The organism is Paenibacillus sp. FSL H8-0261, from assembly GCF_045040645.1.
In the GTDB taxonomy this organism is placed as follows: Bacteria; Bacillota; Bacilli; order Paenibacillales; family Paenibacillaceae; genus Paenibacillus_AQ.
Genome location: NZ_CP150297.1, coordinates 6,549,325 through 6,567,653 on the forward strand (window position 1 = coordinate 6,549,325; position 18,329 = coordinate 6,567,653).

15 protein-coding genes are annotated in these 18,329 nt (G+C 44.6%); 5 read left to right on the forward strand and 10 right to left on the reverse strand.

Translation table 11 applies throughout. From position 1 onward, the window contains the following. Positions 1 to 100: 100 nt before the first annotated feature. Entirely contained in the window at positions 101 to 493 is a 393-nt protein-coding gene (locus MHI27_RS29200) for a winged helix-turn-helix transcriptional regulator (RefSeq protein ID WP_405175218.1), read from the reverse strand. Positions 494 to 607: 114 nt separating this feature from the next. On the opposite strand from MHI27_RS29200, the gene MHI27_RS29205 reads away from it, so the two are divergent. Next, positions 608 to 1,621 carry an NAD(P)-dependent alcohol dehydrogenase gene (locus MHI27_RS29205; protein WP_405175219.1) on the forward strand — a complete coding sequence of 338 codons (1,014 nt, stop codon included), beginning with the start codon at positions 608 to 610 and terminating at the stop codon, positions 1,619 to 1,621. 60 nt (positions 1,622 to 1,681) lie between these two features. Here MHI27_RS29205 and MHI27_RS29210 read toward each other — a convergent pair whose 3' ends face one another. Then, complete coding sequence (locus MHI27_RS29210) at positions 1,682 to 5,404, reverse strand: S-layer homology domain-containing protein (protein ID WP_405175220.1); 3,723 nt, start codon at positions 5,402 to 5,404, stop codon at positions 1,682 to 1,684. Positions 5,405 to 5,477: 73 nt separating this feature from the next. Further along, positions 5,478 to 6,383 carry a hypothetical protein gene (locus MHI27_RS29215; RefSeq protein WP_405175221.1) on the reverse strand — a complete coding sequence of 302 codons (906 nt, stop codon included), beginning with the start codon at positions 6,381 to 6,383 and terminating at the stop codon, positions 5,478 to 5,480. A gap of 290 nt (positions 6,384 to 6,673) precedes the next feature. Between MHI27_RS29215 and MHI27_RS29220 the strand changes: the two genes are divergently transcribed. Beyond that, positions 6,674 to 8,032, forward strand: a complete 1,359-nt coding sequence (locus MHI27_RS29220) for a dicarboxylate/amino acid:cation symporter (protein WP_042194660.1) — start codon at positions 6,674 to 6,676, stop codon at positions 8,030 to 8,032. Positions 8,033 to 8,122: 90 nt separating this feature from the next. Here the strand turns inward: MHI27_RS29220 and MHI27_RS29225 are convergent, their stop codons facing one another. From MHI27_RS29225 to MHI27_RS29240, 4 genes are all read right to left on the reverse strand, one after another. Beyond that, positions 8,123 to 9,118: a Gfo/Idh/MocA family protein gene (locus tag MHI27_RS29225; RefSeq protein WP_042192615.1), complete on the reverse strand. Its 996-nt coding sequence runs from the start codon at positions 9,116 to 9,118 to the stop codon at positions 8,123 to 8,125. Between the two features lie 161 nt (positions 9,119 to 9,279). Then, positions 9,280 to 10,233: a 1,4-dihydroxy-2-naphthoate polyprenyltransferase gene (gene menA, locus MHI27_RS29230; protein WP_405175222.1), complete on the reverse strand. Its 954-nt coding sequence runs from the start codon at positions 10,231 to 10,233 to the stop codon at positions 9,280 to 9,282. A 38-nt stretch (positions 10,234 to 10,271) separates the two neighbouring features. After that, positions 10,272 to 11,048, reverse strand: coding sequence for a DUF6081 family protein (locus MHI27_RS29235; protein ID WP_405175223.1), 777 nt, complete (start codon positions 11,046 to 11,048; stop codon positions 10,272 to 10,274). A gap of 133 nt (positions 11,049 to 11,181) precedes the next feature. Beyond that, entirely contained in the window at positions 11,182 to 12,099 is a 918-nt protein-coding gene (locus MHI27_RS29240) for a prenyltransferase (protein WP_231573357.1), read from the reverse strand. Between the two features lie 335 nt (positions 12,100 to 12,434). On the opposite strand from MHI27_RS29240, the gene MHI27_RS29245 reads away from it, so the two are divergent. The 3 genes from MHI27_RS29245 to MHI27_RS29255 all read left to right on the forward strand — a co-directional run bounded on the left by MHI27_RS29245 (position 12,435) and on the right by MHI27_RS29255 (position 14,150). Continuing rightward, positions 12,435 to 13,058, forward strand: coding sequence for an acetate uptake transporter (locus tag MHI27_RS29245; protein WP_042192624.1), 624 nt, complete (start codon positions 12,435 to 12,437; stop codon positions 13,056 to 13,058). 54 nt (positions 13,059 to 13,112) lie between these two features. Further along, positions 13,113 to 13,430, forward strand: coding sequence for a hypothetical protein (locus tag MHI27_RS29250; RefSeq protein ID WP_042192626.1), 318 nt, complete (start codon positions 13,113 to 13,115; stop codon positions 13,428 to 13,430). Between the two features lie 243 nt (positions 13,431 to 13,673). After that, on the forward strand, positions 13,674 to 14,150 hold the full coding sequence (locus MHI27_RS29255) for a DsrE/DsrF/DrsH-like family protein (RefSeq protein ID WP_042131456.1): 477 nt from the start codon (positions 13,674 to 13,676) through the stop codon (positions 14,148 to 14,150). Between the two features lie 87 nt (positions 14,151 to 14,237). On the opposite strand, the gene MHI27_RS29260 is transcribed toward MHI27_RS29255, so the two are convergent. Genes MHI27_RS29260 through MHI27_RS29270 form a run of 3 tightly spaced genes read right to left on the reverse strand, consistent with a single transcriptional unit; the run spans position 14,238 to position 18,263 of the window. Continuing rightward, positions 14,238 to 16,514: a glycoside hydrolase family 65 protein gene (locus tag MHI27_RS29260; RefSeq protein WP_405175224.1), complete on the reverse strand. Its 2,277-nt coding sequence runs from the start codon at positions 16,512 to 16,514 to the stop codon at positions 14,238 to 14,240. A gap of 22 nt (positions 16,515 to 16,536) precedes the next feature. Further along, a complete protein-coding gene (locus tag MHI27_RS29265; RefSeq protein ID WP_076284877.1) occupies positions 16,537 to 17,385 on the reverse strand; it encodes a carbohydrate ABC transporter permease in 849 nt (282 codons plus the stop codon). Next, complete coding sequence (locus MHI27_RS29270) at positions 17,385 to 18,263, reverse strand: carbohydrate ABC transporter permease (protein ID WP_231573358.1); 879 nt, start codon at positions 18,261 to 18,263, stop codon at positions 17,385 to 17,387. Before MHI27_RS29270 ends, MHI27_RS29265 begins: the two co-directional genes overlap by 1 nt. Between the last annotated feature and the right edge of the window lie 66 nt (positions 18,264 to 18,329).

Below are 18,329 nucleotides of genomic sequence, written 5' to 3' on the forward strand. Positions count from 1 at the left end.
AACTCACTAATCTTATATCTATGAATGCTAATGCCCTTTTCAGCACAAAAGGGAGAACCATTGGTTCCCCCTTAGAGTGTAGAGATCTATCCCACGCAAATTATTCTGTTTGATCCACTTGATCATATGAAGCTCTGGCCTTTTCAACCCATACATAATTTTGACTCGTCCACTGATTTAACGCTCTCATAGGCTCAAGTAAAGATACCCCTAGGGGTGTTAGAGAATACTCTACGATGGGTGGAACGGAAGGTGTAATCTCACGCTTTACCAACCCATCTCGTTCCAGTTGCCGCAAAGTTTGAGTTAGCATTTTTTTAGAGATGCCTTCGATTCGTCTTCTGATATCACTGTAACGAATGATTCCATCTTCCATGGCATAGATGACCAAAGCTGTCCATTTATTAGAGATAATGTCAAGGACCTTACTGTACCCACAAATCGATAGCGAGATATCAGGCTCTACGGTATTCGTCGAAAATGGATTGTTCATATAAAGTCCTCCCGTGCACTTTTTGGTTCCCTGGACACTATAAAGTGCCTCCTTACTTAAGTGTAATTTATGGGTTATTGTATGTCTATGCACTTCAAGAAGGAGAGATTGCACATGAAAGTATACGAAATTCAAAGTGAATTTGGGCTCGATCAACTGAAGGTAGCCGAACGTCCAATTCCTAATCCTGGTTCTGGTGAAGTTCGTATAAAAATGCGGGCAGTTTCCCTTAACGCTAGAGATTTAGGTGTCATTGATGGTTTTTATAACCCAATTTTGAACTCTCCTTTAATTCCGGTATCGGACGGTGTTGGTGAAGTTGTCGCTTTAGGTGAGCATACGTCCAGATTCAAGATTGGTGACCGGGTAAGCGGTATTTTTACTCAAAGCTGGATTTCGGGAGAACCTACACAAGAAAATTGGGTGAGCTCACTTGGAAGTCCGCTTGATGGGTTGCTTGCAGAATATGTTGTGCTTCCCGAGGAGGGATTGGTTCGTGTTCCAGATCTATTAACTGATGAAGAAGCGGCAACACTTCCTTGTGCTGGTGTTACAGCCTGGCATGCTATTGTTGAAGAAGGAAAGGTGAAGGCTGGAGAGACTGTAGTGATACAAGGAACGGGTGGAGTTTCACTATTCGCGCTTCAATTTGCCAAGCTTCACGGTGCACAGGTGATCATCACATCAAGCAGCGATGAGAAGCTTAAGCGTGCAAAGGGATTGGGAGCGGATTTTGGTATCAATTATTTAAAGACCCCTGAATGGGATAAGGCTGTTCTTGAGCTGACAGGGGGACGCGGGGCAGACCATATTGTTGATCTCGGTGGATCATCCACATTAAATAAGTCAATCGGGGCGCTGCGGGTGGGTGGAAGGATCAGCCTGGTAGGCGGTCTGTCGGGCTTCCAAGTCGAGGGCTTTGAAATCATCCCTGCAATTCTGAGAAAAGCACGCCTTCAAGCCATCAATGTCGGAAGCCGTGAAATGTTTGAGACGATGAACCGTGCGGTTGAACAAAATGGACTTCGCCCTATCATTGACGCTGTATTTCCATTTGAACAATCTGTTGAAGCATTGCAATACTTGGCTAAGGGTACACACTTCGGAAAAATCTGCATTAAGTTTTAACAGTAGAACCCCCCTGTAAAAAAGCAGGGGGGTTCTACTGTTATATTCAGCTACCGCCAATCATTTCGATAATAAATTATAAATGACCTGTGCCGCTTGCGCTCTTGTAGTAACTTCTTTAGGACTCAGCTTGCTATTCGCTCCGGTTACTACACCTCTTTCCACCAGCGCCTGAAGGGCTTCCTGTGCATAGCCAGCAATTTCCCCTGCATCACCAAAATCAGAAAGAGCTACAGCCTTCTTCTCGGATGGCAGTTCACCTAGCGCTACAAGTGAGCGATACAAGAGTGTAAATAGCTCCTGTCTAGTGATCTGAACCTCTGGCTGGAATTGATTATCTCCAGAACCTGTGGCTACCCCAAGGCGCTTAGCAGTCGCGAGATAGTTCGTGTAATACGTATTGCCCGCATCCGCAAAATTATCAGTTGCGGTAGCGTCGGGTGTGATGCCATAAGCATTCAAGAGCAAGACTATGAATTGCCCTCTAGTTATTGCAGCATTCGGACTGTAATGCTCTGCATCCGTACCGGATGTGATACTGCGTGCCGCAAGATAACCTACTGCACTGCTATACCACGAAGTTTCTGAAACATCCGCAAAGCTTACCTTGTTATATCCAATAATATATTGGGAGAAATGTGTGGTAACAAAATCTACGGTTCCCTTGGCAGCGTTATAATTCCCGCGTACATTCTCCAAGCTTCCGTTGGTATTGATATGGTATACGATGACCGCATCTTTCTGTTCTCCTGCTTGCAGTGTATACGGCACACTGATATGGATAATGCCCCCACCAAAGGTGGAAATGGTACTCTGACCTGCTTTTACCGACAAATCATAAACCGGTCTGTCCCCGAGAACGGCCTTACCTTCTGCCGTTAACGAAACCTTAGCAATGGTTATGACAATATCCCCTGCATCCGAGGCTGAGCTGATACTTGCCAAAGATTTGGCATCAAGCGTAATCGTACCTACATTCTCATAATGAATGGTAATCTCGGCCTTTGTACCAGAGACCAACTCGTTAATTATGCTTCTCGGTAGCGTAAGCTCGGCTGTTTGGGTTTCAGAAGTAGCTGCTACTTTAATTTCAAGTACGGCTTTCTTCCCATCCGCTTCTGCCTTTTTAGCAAGATTCACAAGCTCGGTAGCCGCTTCCTTCGTGATTGTTGCTGTGGTTACTCCTGTGGTTTTATCCGTTTTGGTTGCTGCTGTTGATGATAAATTCACAGTGTTACCGGTTGTTGTTGTAGCAACCAGTTGAGGGCTTGCTGTTGGTGTTGGTGTGGTCGTGCTCGGCGCAGGATTGCTGCCGCCAGGTCCACTTGTTCCTGGGTCTGAAATAGACACATACGCAGGGACAACAATATTAGTTACTGGACTCGCCTTATACCCCTCTTTCGCTGCGTATCGTACTTGATACGTACCCGGTATTAGGCCTGTAATCTCTTTATCTGGTGCATACACATAATTAGTTACACTGGACAGCTTATATTCTAAGGCTGTCGTGGTGCCCGTAATTTTCCCATCATTGTTCGCTGTAGAGGTAGGTGCTACACCCTGCAACCCGGATGGCGCTGCTTGCTCTGAAGTGAATACTGGAACGATCACTTCTGCTGCTCTACCCGCATTAAACCCCTCTTTGGCTGCGTATCTTACCTGATACGTCCCCGGTACCAATCCAACGATCTCTACATCTGTTGCATAAACATAATCAGTAACCGTTGACAGCTTATATTCCAAAGCTTTCGTAGTCCCTGTGATTTTACCATCATTATTGGCTACAGTAGTCGGCGCTACGCCCACTAATCCTACAGGAGCTGCTTGCTCACCATAAGCCGGAACTTCAACAGTAGCATCTTTACCTACGCTGTATCCCTCTTTTGCCGCATATCGTACATTATAAAAACCTGGAGTAAGAGCTGTGATGGCTACGCCCGTTACAGGCTTATAGTCAGCTTCTCCAACACCCTTATACTCCTGCCCTTCAGCTGAGCCCGTAATTTGCCCATCGTCATTAGCTTCAGAAGTAGGAGCTACGCCTAATAGACCTGTCGGAGCTGCTTGTTGATGGATATAAGCAGGCACCTCCACACTTACGTCTTCGCCAGCATTATAAGAAATGATCGTTGGTCCCACTGCGTTCGTTGGACCTTGATATCCTGATGTAGCCGCATATCTTACCTTATAAATACCAGGCGCAAGCCCTGTAATCGCTGATCCTGATATTGGCGTATATGCCGTATCTCCAGCTAGCTTATATTCCAAGGCTGAACTTGTGCCCAAGATTTGCCCATCCTTACTGTCTGCTGCGGTTGGTGCTACACCCGTAAGTCCATTCGGCACAGCTTCCAGTTTAGAGAATAGCTTATCTAGAGCTGTTGTAGTGTTAGTGTATCTCGCTCCGACTGGGTAATTCGCCTGCACGTAATCCGGTTGGATGTTCGTCCAGCTGTACATAAGCTCAATATGCCCCAGAATAGGTGCGTTAGAACCACCTGCATCTTTGTTGTCCTTGTTGTACGTGAACAGATACGGAACTTGAAGTCTGTCTCCAATCACGGTGTTTCCAAGCCCATCCACATAACTAATCACAGATGGTTTGGCTGCTGTATTGTTTTCGGTCTTGATATTAGTCAGATTAGTACGAACCAAATCAACATACAAATTCGCATATGGATGATTGGTTGTTCTAATCTGAAGCTCATTATTATTATGCGGATTAGCATTGCCCTTAGTGCCGCTGTTATTGCTCGGTTCAGCAACCGTCACTCCAGAGTCGAGCTTCGTATCGAAAAAGTAGATCTTATCGATATTATGTTTTTTGGCATACTCGTTTATATATTTGATAACCGCTTGCGTGTTAGGGCACCATGAGCCGCCTAATAAAATCGCATAGTTACCATCACTCGCCAAAATTTGCTTCAGCTGATGGTAGGTCACATGCTCATACACGAGCGTACCGTCCGATTCGTTGAAGATCGTAGGTTTGCCCTCGTTTTCTCCTTCGTAGTTCTTGTTAAATGCCGCCTTGATATAAGCGGACTCATCGATCGTGCTATACCCAGAAGCGGCACTAAGTACCTCTCTTACTGATGCTTTATACGCATTAACCTTCGCAGCATCAAGTGTTCCGTTCGTCAGGAACTCATTCCACGAATAGCTCTTATCCAGATAGGATACAACAGGAGCACTATTTCCTTGTGCATCCTTGTGATCCTTGTTGTAGACCAACAGGAATGGAGATTCGATCTTATTAGCAGTTACGATATCCCCGTTTTTATCGGTGTAGCTGACATTGCGTTCTGGAACATCCTTTGAGGATAGATTTAAATTCTTCAAATATTTATTTACTAGATCAACGTATTTGTAAGCAAATTTATTATTGCTGTCTGCAATCTGAAGGGTATCCCCATCCAGCTTAGTATCAAAGTTATAAATCGTAGAGATGCCATATTCCTTGGCTACCTCATTGATAAAGCCGATGTCGGCCTGTGTATTGTCGCTCCAAGCGCCGCCCACCAGGACAGCGTAAGTGCCTTCACTCTCAAAAAGATGAACGATATCCTCATAGGTTGCCGTTTTAAATACATGGTTAGGATCATTCAGACGGTCATATACATGACTGAAATAATCAAAGTGGCTAACGCCGCCTTGGGAAGAGGTTATCGCCTCTGCGTTATCCGGATTAGCATAAGCTCTTCCTGCCTGAGTAGGCAGAATTAGCAGGGAGGCTGCCAGCAGCAGCGTTAGAATTTTTTTGAAGGTTAATGGTCGTATCATTATGTGCACCTCGCCTTAAATAGGTTTATGTGATGGATGGGCTGAAAGGAATCCTGAATGAGCCTGCTGCTCATCAAGGACAAACCTCTTCCTCAGCGGCTGGTGCGGGTGCAGGTGCTTGAGCCGGTTCCGCTGGAGCAGCTGCTGGTGCGCTGACCGTGGATGATGCAGGTGCAGAAGACGATGTCTTCGGTTGGGCAGACTCAACTACCGGAGCTGCTGTCGCTTTAACCACCTCAGTTGTAGAGAAGGTAATGGATTTCGATTTGGAAGGTGCTTCCGTTGCCGTTACAACAGGCGCCGCAGTTGCCTTAGGCTGAGCTGATACGACAGGAGCAGACGCCGGTTGAGCTGCTTTGGCGGTTACGATTGCTTTTGGAGCCGTCGTAGGTGCAGCGGTTGGAGCCGGTGTAGCTGTTTGAGTTTGTGTTTTGACAGTCGCAGCTACTGTGGTTGCAGTTGTTGCTGCTTTAGCGGTATCCGCAGTTGGAGCTGCAGTCGCCTTAGGCTGAGCTTCACCCACTGCTGGAGCGGCTGAGGCAACGGCCTTCGTCGTTGAATCAACTGAGGCATCTGGGGCAGCAGTCGCTTCTGCCGAGACAGTCTCCACTGCTGGAGCCGAAGATTCCGGCTGAACCGTTACTGCAACAGGAGCTGAGGTAGCTTCTGCTTGAACAACGACTGCGGCTGCAGAAGTAGCTACAGGTGCAGCGGCTGCAGAAACGGATACTGCTGTATTACTGCTTGCTTCAATGGATGCTGCCTCTACTGTCTTTTTATTAGCGGATACTGCGGCATACGTCAGTGCGGAGAAGACGACAGTTGCAGCAACCAAAGATATCGTAAGCTTTTTCATAATTTGTACCATCCTTTTCAAATAAAATAAGACCCAACACGGCACGTTATTACGCACCTGTTGAATCTCTGGCTGTCCAGTAGATCCATGCCACTTCACTACATTTTCATACTTAACCCCCATTACCTCTCCCTTCTCTAAAAATAAAAAAAGAGACTCAACGAGACGCAAAATACGCGTCTTTCGTTGAATCTCCGGCTGTCCAGTCGATTCCAAGTGGCTTGTGATTAAGTTCCATATTATTCATGCTATAGTCCCTTGTCAATCAATTTTTATTTTTCACATGGTTTTTATCGGAATTAATTATTTTTAACATATAATGACATTGACTTTACTATAAATTCTATATAGATTGATTTCATTAGGATTAATCACATTAAAAAACTAGGTTTAAGGGGGTATTAGTAGTGAACATAGATAACAACTTGTTATCCGCCATCGAAACGAACTGGTATGGATTTGTTGCTTCCATATTTGTGTTTGCAATTTTGTTTCTACTAGCACGTAAAAGGATTGGATTTGGTACTCGGGTACTCATCGGACTTGGCATCGGACTTATTGCCGGAATATTCTTTCAATACTTCGATTTAGAGACCAAAGCTATCAGTACATTCGGCAGCATTTATGTCAGCTTGATTCGCATGCTCGTCATTCCTTTAGTATTCATACTCGTATTAAACAGTATTTCTTCATTAACTAACCTGGAGTATCTGCGCAAAATAGGGATCAAAACCTTCGCCTGGTTCCTCGGAACGACGGGTATCGCTTCTATTATCGGCCTATCGGTTGCGTTGCTGTTCAATCCTGGTCAAGGGATACAACAGGATGTACCTGCAGATTTCGCCGCCCGGGAAATCCCTACCTTCTCACAGGTTATTCTGGATCTTGTGCCATCTAACCCTGTGAATGAAGCAGCTACGGGTAAGGTTGTGCCTCTGCTCATCTTCGCTATCTTCCTAGCAGTAGCTATAATCAAAATTGGCTCCAAGAAACCGGAAGCCGTGAAACCTGTACGTGATCTTATTGAATCCCTGACACTGATACTGCATCAGGTCGTGAAATTCATTATTCGCTTGACGCCTTACGGTGTCTTCGCACTGATTGCCGGAATTACCGCACGTTATGGCTGGGAAACGTTGCAGGAGCTGGGCAGCGTAATCATTACCTCATATGTCGCAATGATTATACATTTTGTTCTTATCTTTGGCGGGTTGGTTCTATTAGTAGCGAAGGTGAATCCAATCCGTTTCTTCCGCAAAATCTATCCAACCATTACCGTTGCCTTCACGACTAGAAGCAGCTACGCAACACTTCCTGTCAATCTTGAAGTGATTACGAAGCGCCTTCATGTCTCCCCGCGGATCGCGAGCTTTATTGCGCCATTAGGAGCATCGGTCAACTTTAATGCGTGCGGTGGCATTTGGCCGGCGATTGTGGCTGTGTTTACCGCCCAAGTATTCGGTATTGATCTGAACTGGACTGACTACATTACGCTGGTCTTAGTAAGTATTATCTCTTCTATTGGTGTAGCTGGCGTACCTGGACCAGCCGTAATCTCCACTACAGTAGTCTTAACCGCTCTTGGCCTGCCGCTTGAAGGAATCGCTATCGTTGCAGGTGTAGAAGCGCTCATCGATATGGGTCGTACTGCTGTAAATGCAACAGGAACAGCTGTAACCGCGTTGTTGGTCGCGAATTCAGAAGGTGAATTTGACCGCGAAGCCTTTAATAGCAATGATGACGAAGATGATATTCTCTTGAGCACAGTTTAAAATCCGAACATGCAAACAAATAAACCTCCGGCAGCTGCTTATGCAGCAAGCCGGAGGTTTTTTTAACGTAGATCCATATTAGATTCGCTGTTACACCATGCTAATTCTTTGCCGTTGTTTAGCTGAAGCAAGGCAGGTTTCAACCAGCCGCATACTTAGCACCGGATCCTCCGGTGCAATGAGTCTCTTACCTGTGAACACAGCGGCTGCAAAATCATCCACCTGCCGTATGTATGGATTAGCCCCTGTGGCATCGACCCGTCTCACCTCATCACCAGTGTACACAAAGAATTCCGCATCCTCGTCTCTAGCGTTGAAAGGCATAGGCACCTCAATTCGTCCCTCGGTCCCAAGAATCTCTAAGAGCTGGCGGTTATATGCCCACATTCCGCAATCAAAGATCAAGCTTAAACCATTTGGAAACTCTACCAGCCCTGAAGCCATCATATCTACATTATCATGCTCAGGGGAGAACTTCGCATGCACGGTCACAGCTTCCGGCTCCGTCCCAAACAACAGTCGTGCCGCACTTAACGGATAGCAGCCAACATCATAAAGCGAGCCGCCACCCCAAGCCGATTTAAACCGAATATTTGAAGTGTCTGTAGCATCATTGTAAGTAAATGTACCTCGAATCGAGCGTAATTCTCCGATTTCACCACTAGCGATAATGTCCTGGAGTTCAGCAATCCGTGGATGATGCCGATACATGTATGCTTCTGCTAAGTGGACGCCTGCATCGTTGCATGCTTTCACCATCTCTGCAGCCTCTGCACTGTTCAGTGCGATCGGTTTCTCACATAACACATGCTTACCTGCTTCTGCCGCACGGATCACCCATTCTCGATGAAGATGATTAGGGAGCGGAACATACACAGCATCGATTTCTTTATCCGCAAGTAACTCTTCATAACTGCCATATGCTTTCTCTATTCCGAACTCTGCGGCTACAGCGCTGCTTTTTTCCAAGCCACGACTCGCTACCGCTGTAATCACTCCCGAATCTGAATTCATGATAGCTGGCATCACTGAACCTGTCGCAATCTGCGCACAGCCTATGATTCCCCACCGAAGTTTTTGTACCATAATGGCTACACCTCTTCCCTTGGATTAGTTACTATACTTTAAGACACCTTATCATAGAATGAAACTCATCACTAATAGAAAAGTACAGTCAGAGCGCAAAAAAGCAGCACCCATAGGAGATTCGACTCCGATAGATACTGCTTTTTAATCCAGTGGAAAAATTACATTATCATGTTTAACAGCACAGCCGCACCAAGCACAGCAATACGGGCCGCATTCATCAACACGAAATTTTTGACGGCAAGAATAAAGGTACTCGCCTTCTCCTGCTTCTGTTTGAACAAATCGATGTTTCGGTGCAATGGGATCAGTGTAAGTAGAATCGCCAAGACAAGAATAGGGTTAATCCCCAAGATCAGCAGCACTACAAGATCCAGATAAGAGACATAGTATAGATATTTAAACAGCACAAGCGCATTACGTCGGCCAATGTAGACCGGAAGCGTGTACCTGCGGTTCTCCACATCTTCATCAATATCACAAATATTATTAGCGAGCATAATCCCTGCAATCCCCAGAATGGCAGGAACAGAGAACCAGAACAGGTACAGCACTTCCATAATATTTACATTCAAGCTGACCCAACCGTTCTGAAGCAACAGCGATACCACATGCTCGTCCGTATGAATATAGGCAGAAATAAAAATAATGACAAAGCCCATAAACAAACCCGAGAACAACTCACCTAACGGCATCCGCGAAATCGGGATCGGCCCGAACGAATAAAGGATCCCTATCAAGAACGACAATCCACCCAGCAAAAAGACCAGTAAACCCGTCTGCGTAACAAGCGCAATCCCGCCCCCTGCAGCCAGAGCCAGCAAAATAACAATCGTCGCCACGACGGTGCTCTCTTTTAGCTTAAAATGTACAATCGCATTATGCGTCTCATAGCCATAGCCGTGGGTTTTAGAAGCTTTTTTAAAATCGTAATAGTTGTTAATCGCCGTCGTTGCCATATCAAAACTAAGCAAGGAAACGAACATCAGACCAAAACGCAACACATAAAAATCCTCAAACCGATACAGGGCATACAGCGTTCCCATCAGAAAGGGGATCATACTGGCTACTTTTGTCGGCAGCTCCACAAATCTTAGAAAGCTTTTAATATTCACACCATACACCCTTATTTATCAAATGAGCCTGCAAGGTATTACTGTTCAGTCGTTGTAATCTTCACTGGGGACCATTCAGCAATAACCGTTTGTCCATGCACAGACACGCTGCCTTCAGGACTCAGATCCTTCTCTGTCATAATTCCAAGCGCGACTGTAAAGTTGTTGAATTTGATCGGAATATTTTTCTCACGACGCACTTCTTTGCCATTCAAATAGAATACAGCCTCATCATTGCCACGGTGGTACGTTATGCGGTAGGTATTAAATTCACGTGGTTTGAAATCCGTATCTTCTTTAAAGATGCAGAAATATTTCGTTCCTTTGCTCTCTGGTACTTGTACCCCCGGGAACGGCAAAATACCATATACACTAGCATATTTATCATTTCCCGCAAAAAAGTCTAGCGCCGCACCTGTCGTAAAATCAAGCAAGTTCAGCGATACATAACCATCATACAAATCTCCAGGTGCTGTTCCTTGTGTACGGCTACGAATTTGCAGCTCAAAGCTAATCTCTCCAGTCTCAGGAATTACCACTGGCTCCGCGGAGTAATACATATGCTTAGCATTGTCTAGAATTTGTACTTGATGGTTCTCACGAGATAATTTCGCACGCACATACAGCGTATCATTACGAACGATAACTACTGCTTCCGGTTCACGATAAGCCCAAAAGGATCCATCAGGCAGTGTAAATCCACCTGTCTTCCAGACCTTTCCTTCTTCTAAAATGGAGTGGAAATCTCCAAGCACCATTTGATTGCCTTTAACATTTTGTTCTTCCTTCAACAGTTCCTTGTCCTTCTTTTCCATGAAAGCTCACTCCTTCTGTATGGTAATTATTAGTACAAGCAAAAACGCCTTCAGCGTCCCTAATGGACGGTAAGCGTTTATGCGAGAAATATAAGGATAATGTATAGCGTGAAACCTATATATTCTTATATTTTCAGAATAATCCTTGAATTAGTAAGGTTGCTGCCATCACTACTCCGCAACGAACGGAGGCTTTTTGTGAAGCACCCATGAGCGGGATATAGGCTGGTGAAGCATTATGTGGCTTCAGTCCACGATAAATACGAATTGGCCAGAAGGCCGTAACCAAAGCCAATAGTGCATAAACTGGAAGTACGCCCATCAGCACACAGATCACTACAGAAGCATAACCGGTGAAGAGAAGCACACGCGAGAAGACAAGTGCCTTCTGTTCACCCCACACTACAACAAGCGTAAGTTTTCCAGCCTGCTCGTCCGCTTTCCAATGTAAGAAATGATGATTAAACAATAGCAATGTAGTCAAGAATCCAACCGGCAATGAAAGGATGACAGGCTTCATGCTAAAATGACCGGTTTGTACGAAAAAGGAACCTAACACAGGCATGATCCCAAAAGCTATAAAGATAGCCATCTCACTATATCCCTTACCGCGATAGCCATACCGCAGGGGTGGGGCTACATAGAAATAAGCGATTAAAGCACCTACAAGTACAAACCAGAGGATATTCCAACCGCTATATATACTTAGGATTCCACCACAGATAAGGGCAATCGCCAACATACTCCAGGTCATCTTTGCATAAAAAGACTCCGAGAGGATTCCACCTGTCAGTAGCCCGGAGTTTGTGCTGATTTCACCAGCGGAATTCTTCGCCTCTGTATCTGTTCCGTTGCGATAATCCCACAGATCATTCACCATATTGGAAAACAGATGCGCCGAAATCGCTCCTATTAAGGTTAGAATAAATAAGACCGGATGGAATGACCTTTCCCATACATATGCCCCAACTGTACCTAAAACAATCGGGATAAGCATAACTGAAAAACTCCAAAACCGGGTCGCCTTCGTAAATAATGTCCATTTGCTCACTTCAAGCTTACCGCCTTTTCATTATGACTTGATAATAATTATCACTGACTATTATACATCAATTTTCAACAGATTGTGAAGATTATCACTGCATATAATGTCTAATCTTGACATAATACCTCGGTTTGTTTGGCTAAAAGGTTTCTTCGTTGATGCTAAAAATGTAAATAACCTCTTATTGGACATAAGGCCACCCTTTTACAACAAAAAATGAGCGCTGTTTTATAGGCAAGCACATACCAATATGATATGATAGGCAAGCCTATGAACAGCGCTCCTTGAGTGCTGTTTTTAAGAGCGTACAACTATATATAATAATGGAGGCTTTTACTGTCATGTCAGCGCAATCCCCTAACACCCAATCTGTCAAAATCGTCACCGCAGACCCTAGCGCCATCGGGCTATTCGGACTGGCTATTGTCACATTGGTTGCTTCTTCACAGAAGCTTGAGTTTACAACAGGACTTAGCTACGTCATTCCTTGGGCTATCTTCCTCGGAGCATTTGCTCAACTATTCGCCGCAATTCAAGATGCTAAGCACAACAACACCTTTGGTATGACCGCCTTTGGCGCCTACGCTTTCTTTTGGTTCGGCATGGCTAGCAGCTGGCTGATCAAGCTCGGCGTATTCGGCCCAACGCTTGCAGAGGCTGTAGATCCTAAGCAGCTCGGATTTGTATTTCTGGGTTACTTGATCTTTACAATCTTTATGACCATTGGCGCGGTTGAGGCTAATAGAGTTTTGCTTATCATTTTTGTATTGATAGATTTCCTTTTTATTGGACTAACCTTCGATTCCTTTGGTATCGCTCCAGAATTCTTCCATAAGCTTGCTGCTTGTGCCGAACTTGGAATTGGTATCGTATCCTTATACGGATGTGGCGCTTCTGTGCTAAACGCTCATTTCGGACGCACTTTCTTACCGATCGGAGCTCCGCTAGGTATTTTCAAGAAATAGTAATTCACCTTTTTTGAATCCTAACTTTTGCAAGCCGAAAGGATGCCTGAGACCATGCATGTCCTATCCTCTTCTGAATTAGCCGTAACCGCTATATTTGCGCTTATTCTCGCAGTTATTGCCTATTGGATCATTCGGAATATCCCAAAGATGTCTGGAGATATTGCGGCTTTTCGCAAAAGAACACTGGTCTGGACCCAGGTTTCGCTTGTACTAACGGTACTTCAGCTGAACTTCAAAGCAGGCGACTGGCGATTTTCTATCGTTCTTGGACTCATCGTATTATTTACCGGAAGCATTTGGCTTTCCGCCCGTTACCATGACATCCGCAGCACCTTAGATCCAGAATCCAAAGATTCTGAAGTACATTAGTAGAAGCTAGGTAACAAAATAAAGGTGATGAAGCTCCCGTAAGGGGGCTTTTTTTTGTGAATTCGGAAGGTCCCTTCGCATACTTCTCCCCTCCATAACCATACTAATGACATTCCAGGCTAAAACGCCTTCGGCGTCCTCTTAAGGACGTTTAAGCGTTTATGCGAGAATTATAAGGATAACGTATACCGTGAAACTTATACTTTCTTATAATTCAATATAAGTAACGGGAGGACTATGCAGGTGAGTAAAAAAATAAATCTTCTGATGTTCAGCGGAGAATACGACAAAGCCATGGCGGGATTGATCCTAGCGAATGCTGCGAGAGATATTGATGTAGAGGTTACGATGTTTTTCTCTTTCTGGGGTTTGTTTCTGGTGCGTGATCCGGAGAAGATGACGCTAGAGGATAAAAGTATTTATGAGAAGCTGATGGATGTCATTACGCCAAAAGGCCCTGGGCAGCTGCCACTCTCCCATTTGAATTTCAGCGGGCTGGGCCGGATGATGCTAGAGGAGATGATGGAGGAGCAAGGCGCGCCGAAGCTGATTCATTTTCTTAAAGGAGCTCGTAAAAAAAACATCAAGTTCTATGCCTGCAAGCTCTCTGTCGAGATCATGGGCTTTAAAACAGAAGAACTGCTGCCAGAGGTCGAGATTATCGATGCTGCGGCGTATTTAAAAGATGCTTTGGAGAGTGATGTTCAGCTGTTCATTTAGCGGTTGAAATTAATTTAATATAAGAAAACATAAAGCGACATGGGGAATTTCTCATGCCGCTTCGGATTTCAATTGAAAGGATATAAATTATACCGTGATGATTGTCTTGCCCATTGGAATCTTGAAGCTCTTCTCCATTACTTTGATATGAATCAGCTCTTGTGCATCCACGATTAATTGCGTCTTCATATGGTTCACTTCCACGGTAATCGTCGCTTGACGGTAACGCATCGTGAAGGTGTATCCCTTCCATTGCTTCGGCAATGTCGGGTTCAATGCCAAATGATCATCCTTGATCCTTACACCCGAGAAGCCATAGACGATCGACATCCATGTACCACCCATGTTCGCCATATGCAATCCGTCTTTCGTGTTGCCATGAGTGTTATCCAAATCCATTCGTGCCGTTTCAATGAAATAATCGTACGCCTTGTCCGAGTAACCTAACTTCGAAGCCATGATGCTATAGATCGCGCAGGATAAGGACGAATCATGAGTTGTCAGCTTCTCGTAATAATCGTAGGAGTTCCGCAAGACATCGGTTGAAATGCCATCCTCGAGCAAGAAATGCGCAAGCACCGTATCGGCCTGTTTCAACACCTGATGACGATAGATGTGTAGCGGGTGATAGTGAAGCAACAGTGGGTGTTTTTCTTCCGGTGTGTTCTCGAAATCCCACACCTTCTTCGCTAAGAAAGAATCATCTTGTGCATGAATGTTCAACTTCTCATCGAAAGGCAGATACATCTTCGCAGCCGCTTCTTCAAATGCTGTAATCTCATCTGTTGTTAAGCCAATGCGACTACACAAAGCTTCCCATGCCACAGGATGAGTTTCTGCCAGCTGCTTATACCACGATGCAGCCCACTCTAGATTATATTTTGCAAGTACATTCGTGTAATAGTTATTGTTTACGATGGCCGTATACTCATCCGGACCTGTTACATCATCAATCTTGAATAGACCTTCATGATAATGACCTAGCTCCATCCAAGTTCTTGCAGTTTCAAATACGACTTCCGCACCGAATTCCGCAATGAAATCTTTATCGCCTGTCGCGAGATAATATTGAATATACGTATAAGCAATATCACCATTAATATGATACTGTGCCGTACCAGCTGGGAAGTACCCCGAGCACTCTTCCCCTGTAATGGTACGCCATGCGTAAGCGGCCCCCTTCTTGTGGCCTAGCTCTAGCGCACGCTTCTTCGCTTCGCCTAGAATCGTATAACGGTAACGAAGCAACTGCTTCGCCAGCTCTGGCTGACAGAGGATGAAGAACGGCAGGATATAGATTTCGGTATCCCAGAAATAATGTCCCTCGTAGCCCTCACCGCTTAAGCCTTTGGCTGCGATGTTACTGTATTTATCTTTGCCGACAGATTGCAGCAACTGATATACGTTATATCGAAGACCTTGCTCAAGTACCTCATCACCTTGGATCTCGATATTTGCAATTTCCCAAAAATGTTGTAAATATACTTCTTGTGCCATGTAAGCCGCTTGAATCCCTTGCGTTAATACCAAAGCCATCAACTCACGTCCGTGAGCAGCTGGATCTTCGTGTCGACGTGTATCTGTAAATACGTTGAATTTTGTGAATTGAACAATATCCTTACCGGCTGGGAACGCATACCGCACCATTACACTTTTCTCACCCTTGATCAGTTCACTGTTCACCGCAGGCGTTGTCTGATGAACTGTTGTTGCCGCCACTTGTAGCTTCGATGTATTTGTCTCAAGCACGATTTGTAAGGAGGTCTCGTCGAACACCTCGATATTCTTCATATCCAATAGCTTGGCATGACCCGATGCAACACGAGGGTCCTTCGCATTCGTATAGTTACTCACATCGCCATTCACGCCAGAGGTAATCGTCACTTCATCCTGACAATTGATACGAGTTACCTCAATATCTATCGTGAACAATTCGAGTGTTGTCAATGACGCCATGCGTGTGAATGAAATTTCGACCTCTTTACCTTGTGGTGAAATCCAGTGCACGAGCCGTACGTACTTACCTTCGCGCATATCGAGATAACGACGCTGGGAAACGACCGTTCCTGTGAAAAGACTGAACTTCTCCTCCCCGATATGAATGGTCACATCCTGTACATCCATCACATTCACAAGCTTCTGTTGTGTATCGGGAAAGCCATACGCGCTCTCCCCATATAGCATCGGTGTAATATCATAAAATGCATTTATATATGTTCCACGAACCGTTGGCTCGTCACCTTCATAACCTTCTTCAAAATTACCTCGAACACCTACATAACCATTAGCCACATTAAAAATACTCTCACTAACGCCGAGGTCTTGCATATCCCTATGATTCTCAATAATCCAGCCCGACTTCATATGAAGGCCCCCTCATCCAATTTTATTTCACAGCACCTGCCATAACGCCTTTAATAATGTATTTCTGTGCGAACAGATAAAAGATAATAACCGGAATAATCGATACGACAAGCCCTGCCATTGCAAGGTTCCACTGAATTGTAAATTCTCCGAAGAAGAAGAAGGTTGACAATGGAATGGTACGAAGCGCTGGGCTTGTTAAGGTCAAGGATGGAAGTAAATAGTCATTCCAAATCCACAATAGATTCAAGATTCCTACAGTCATCGTAATTGGCGTAAGCATTGGGAATACAACCTTCCAGAATGTCTGCCACGTATTACAGCCCTCTATCATCGCCGCTTCTTCAAGAGCAATCGGTACCCCTTTAATAAAACCGTGATAGAGGAAGACCGACATACTTAGCCCAAATCCGATGTACATGAAAATTAGGCCATAATGTGTATTAATCATAGAGAAATTAAGTGATGGGATATCCCATTTGTTTAAATATTGCATTAACGGAATCATCACCGATTGAAACGGGATGAGCATCGTACCTACGAATAAGAGGAGAATGCCATTGGACAATTTATTCTTCATGCGAACAAGCATCCAAGATGTCATCGCTGAGAAGATAATAATAAGCCCAATACTAATGACACTCACTAAGAGCGAGTTTTTAAATGCTGACAAAAAGTTCATTTTGTCCATTGCCGCAGCATAATACTCGAAGGAAAAGGATTTCGGCAGGCCAAACGTATCGGTGAATATCTCGGCACGTCCTTTGAACGAATTCACAAACATAATATACATAGGCAACAGCATAAGAAGTCCACTAACCCAAGCTATAACTTCAAGCAATATTGAAGTTGATTTATTGCGACGTTTCATTATTGTTCAACCTCCCTTTTCTTCGAGATAACGACCTGCGTAACCGTCACAACTAAGATGACGAGGAAGAAAATAATCGCCTTGGATTGCGCGAGCGCATATTGATTCATACTAAACGCGGTTTTAAAGATATTCATTGCAACAAGCTCGGTTGTACCGTAAGGACCACCGTTCGTTAGTGAGATATTGGTATCATATTGTTTGAATGCGTTCGACAGCGTCAAGAACAAGCTGATCGTGAAGGCTGGCATAATGAGTGGGAACATAATTTTGCGGAATCGCATCCATCCGCCTGCGCCATCCATATCAGCTGCCTCCAGCACCTCATCCGAAACACCTTGAATAGCTGCGATGTAGATGATCATGACGTAGCCGGCCATTTGCCATGTTCCTACGAAGACCAGCGCCCAGAAGGAAGCCGTCGGATCATCCAACCAATTGAAGAAGATCGAGCTATTTCCCATTACTTCTCCAACCTGTACGAAGAATTTCGTGAATACGAACTTCCAGATGAAACCTAGGATCAGACCACCGATCAAGTTCGGCAGGAAGTATATTGAGCGTAAAAGATTACGCGACTTAATTTTGGAAGTCACCAGCATCGCGAGTGAAAGTCCGATAACGTTAACGAGAATAATCATGCATACGGCATATTTAAATGTCAGGCCGAAGGATGTAAGAAAATCTGAATCTTGAAACACCCGTACATAATTATCGAAGCCTACAAAGTTAGAACCTGCAAATTTAAACCCATCCCAATCTGTAAAAGAGTACACAATCCCCATAACGAATGGAATGATGACTACATTTATAAAGATGAATAATGATGGAACAATAAAAGCTGCGGCTATTAAATTTCTCTTTACACTTTTCTTCAATGGTTTCACCTCTTATCCATTTCTACAAAACAGGAAGAGGCCGCTTAACGAATATTCGAGAAGCAG

Excerpts from the sequence above, each read along its gene's own strand:
- MHI27_RS29245 (WP_042192624.1), top strand. The coding sequence starts at position 12,435 with ATGTCAGCGCAATCCCCTAACACCCAATCTGTCAAAATCGTCACCGCA.
- MHI27_RS29265 (WP_076284877.1), bottom strand. The coding sequence starts at position 17,385 with ATGAAACGTCGCAATAAATCAACTTCAATATTGCTTGAAGTTATAGCT.
- MHI27_RS29225 (WP_042192615.1), bottom strand. The coding sequence starts at position 9,118 with ATGGTACAAAAACTTCGGTGGGGAATCATAGGCTGTGCGCAGATTGCG.
- MHI27_RS29235 (WP_405175223.1), bottom strand. The coding sequence starts at position 11,048 with ATGGAAAAGAAGGACAAGGAACTGTTGAAGGAAGAACAAAATGTTAAA.
- MHI27_RS29200 (WP_405175218.1), bottom strand. The coding sequence starts at position 493 with ATGAACAATCCATTTTCGACGAATACCGTAGAGCCTGATATCTCGCTA.
- MHI27_RS29205 (WP_405175219.1), top strand. The coding sequence starts at position 608 with ATGAAAGTATACGAAATTCAAAGTGAATTTGGGCTCGATCAACTGAAG.
- MHI27_RS29210 (WP_405175220.1), bottom strand. The coding sequence starts at position 5,404 with ATGATACGACCATTAACCTTCAAAAAAATTCTAACGCTGCTGCTGGCA.
- MHI27_RS29215 (WP_405175221.1), bottom strand. The coding sequence starts at position 6,383 with ATGGGGGTTAAGTATGAAAATGTAGTGAAGTGGCATGGATCTACTGGA.
- MHI27_RS29260 (WP_405175224.1), bottom strand. The coding sequence starts at position 16,514 with ATGAAGTCGGGCTGGATTATTGAGAATCATAGGGATATGCAAGACCTC.
- MHI27_RS29250 (WP_042192626.1), top strand. The coding sequence starts at position 13,113 with ATGCATGTCCTATCCTCTTCTGAATTAGCCGTAACCGCTATATTTGCG.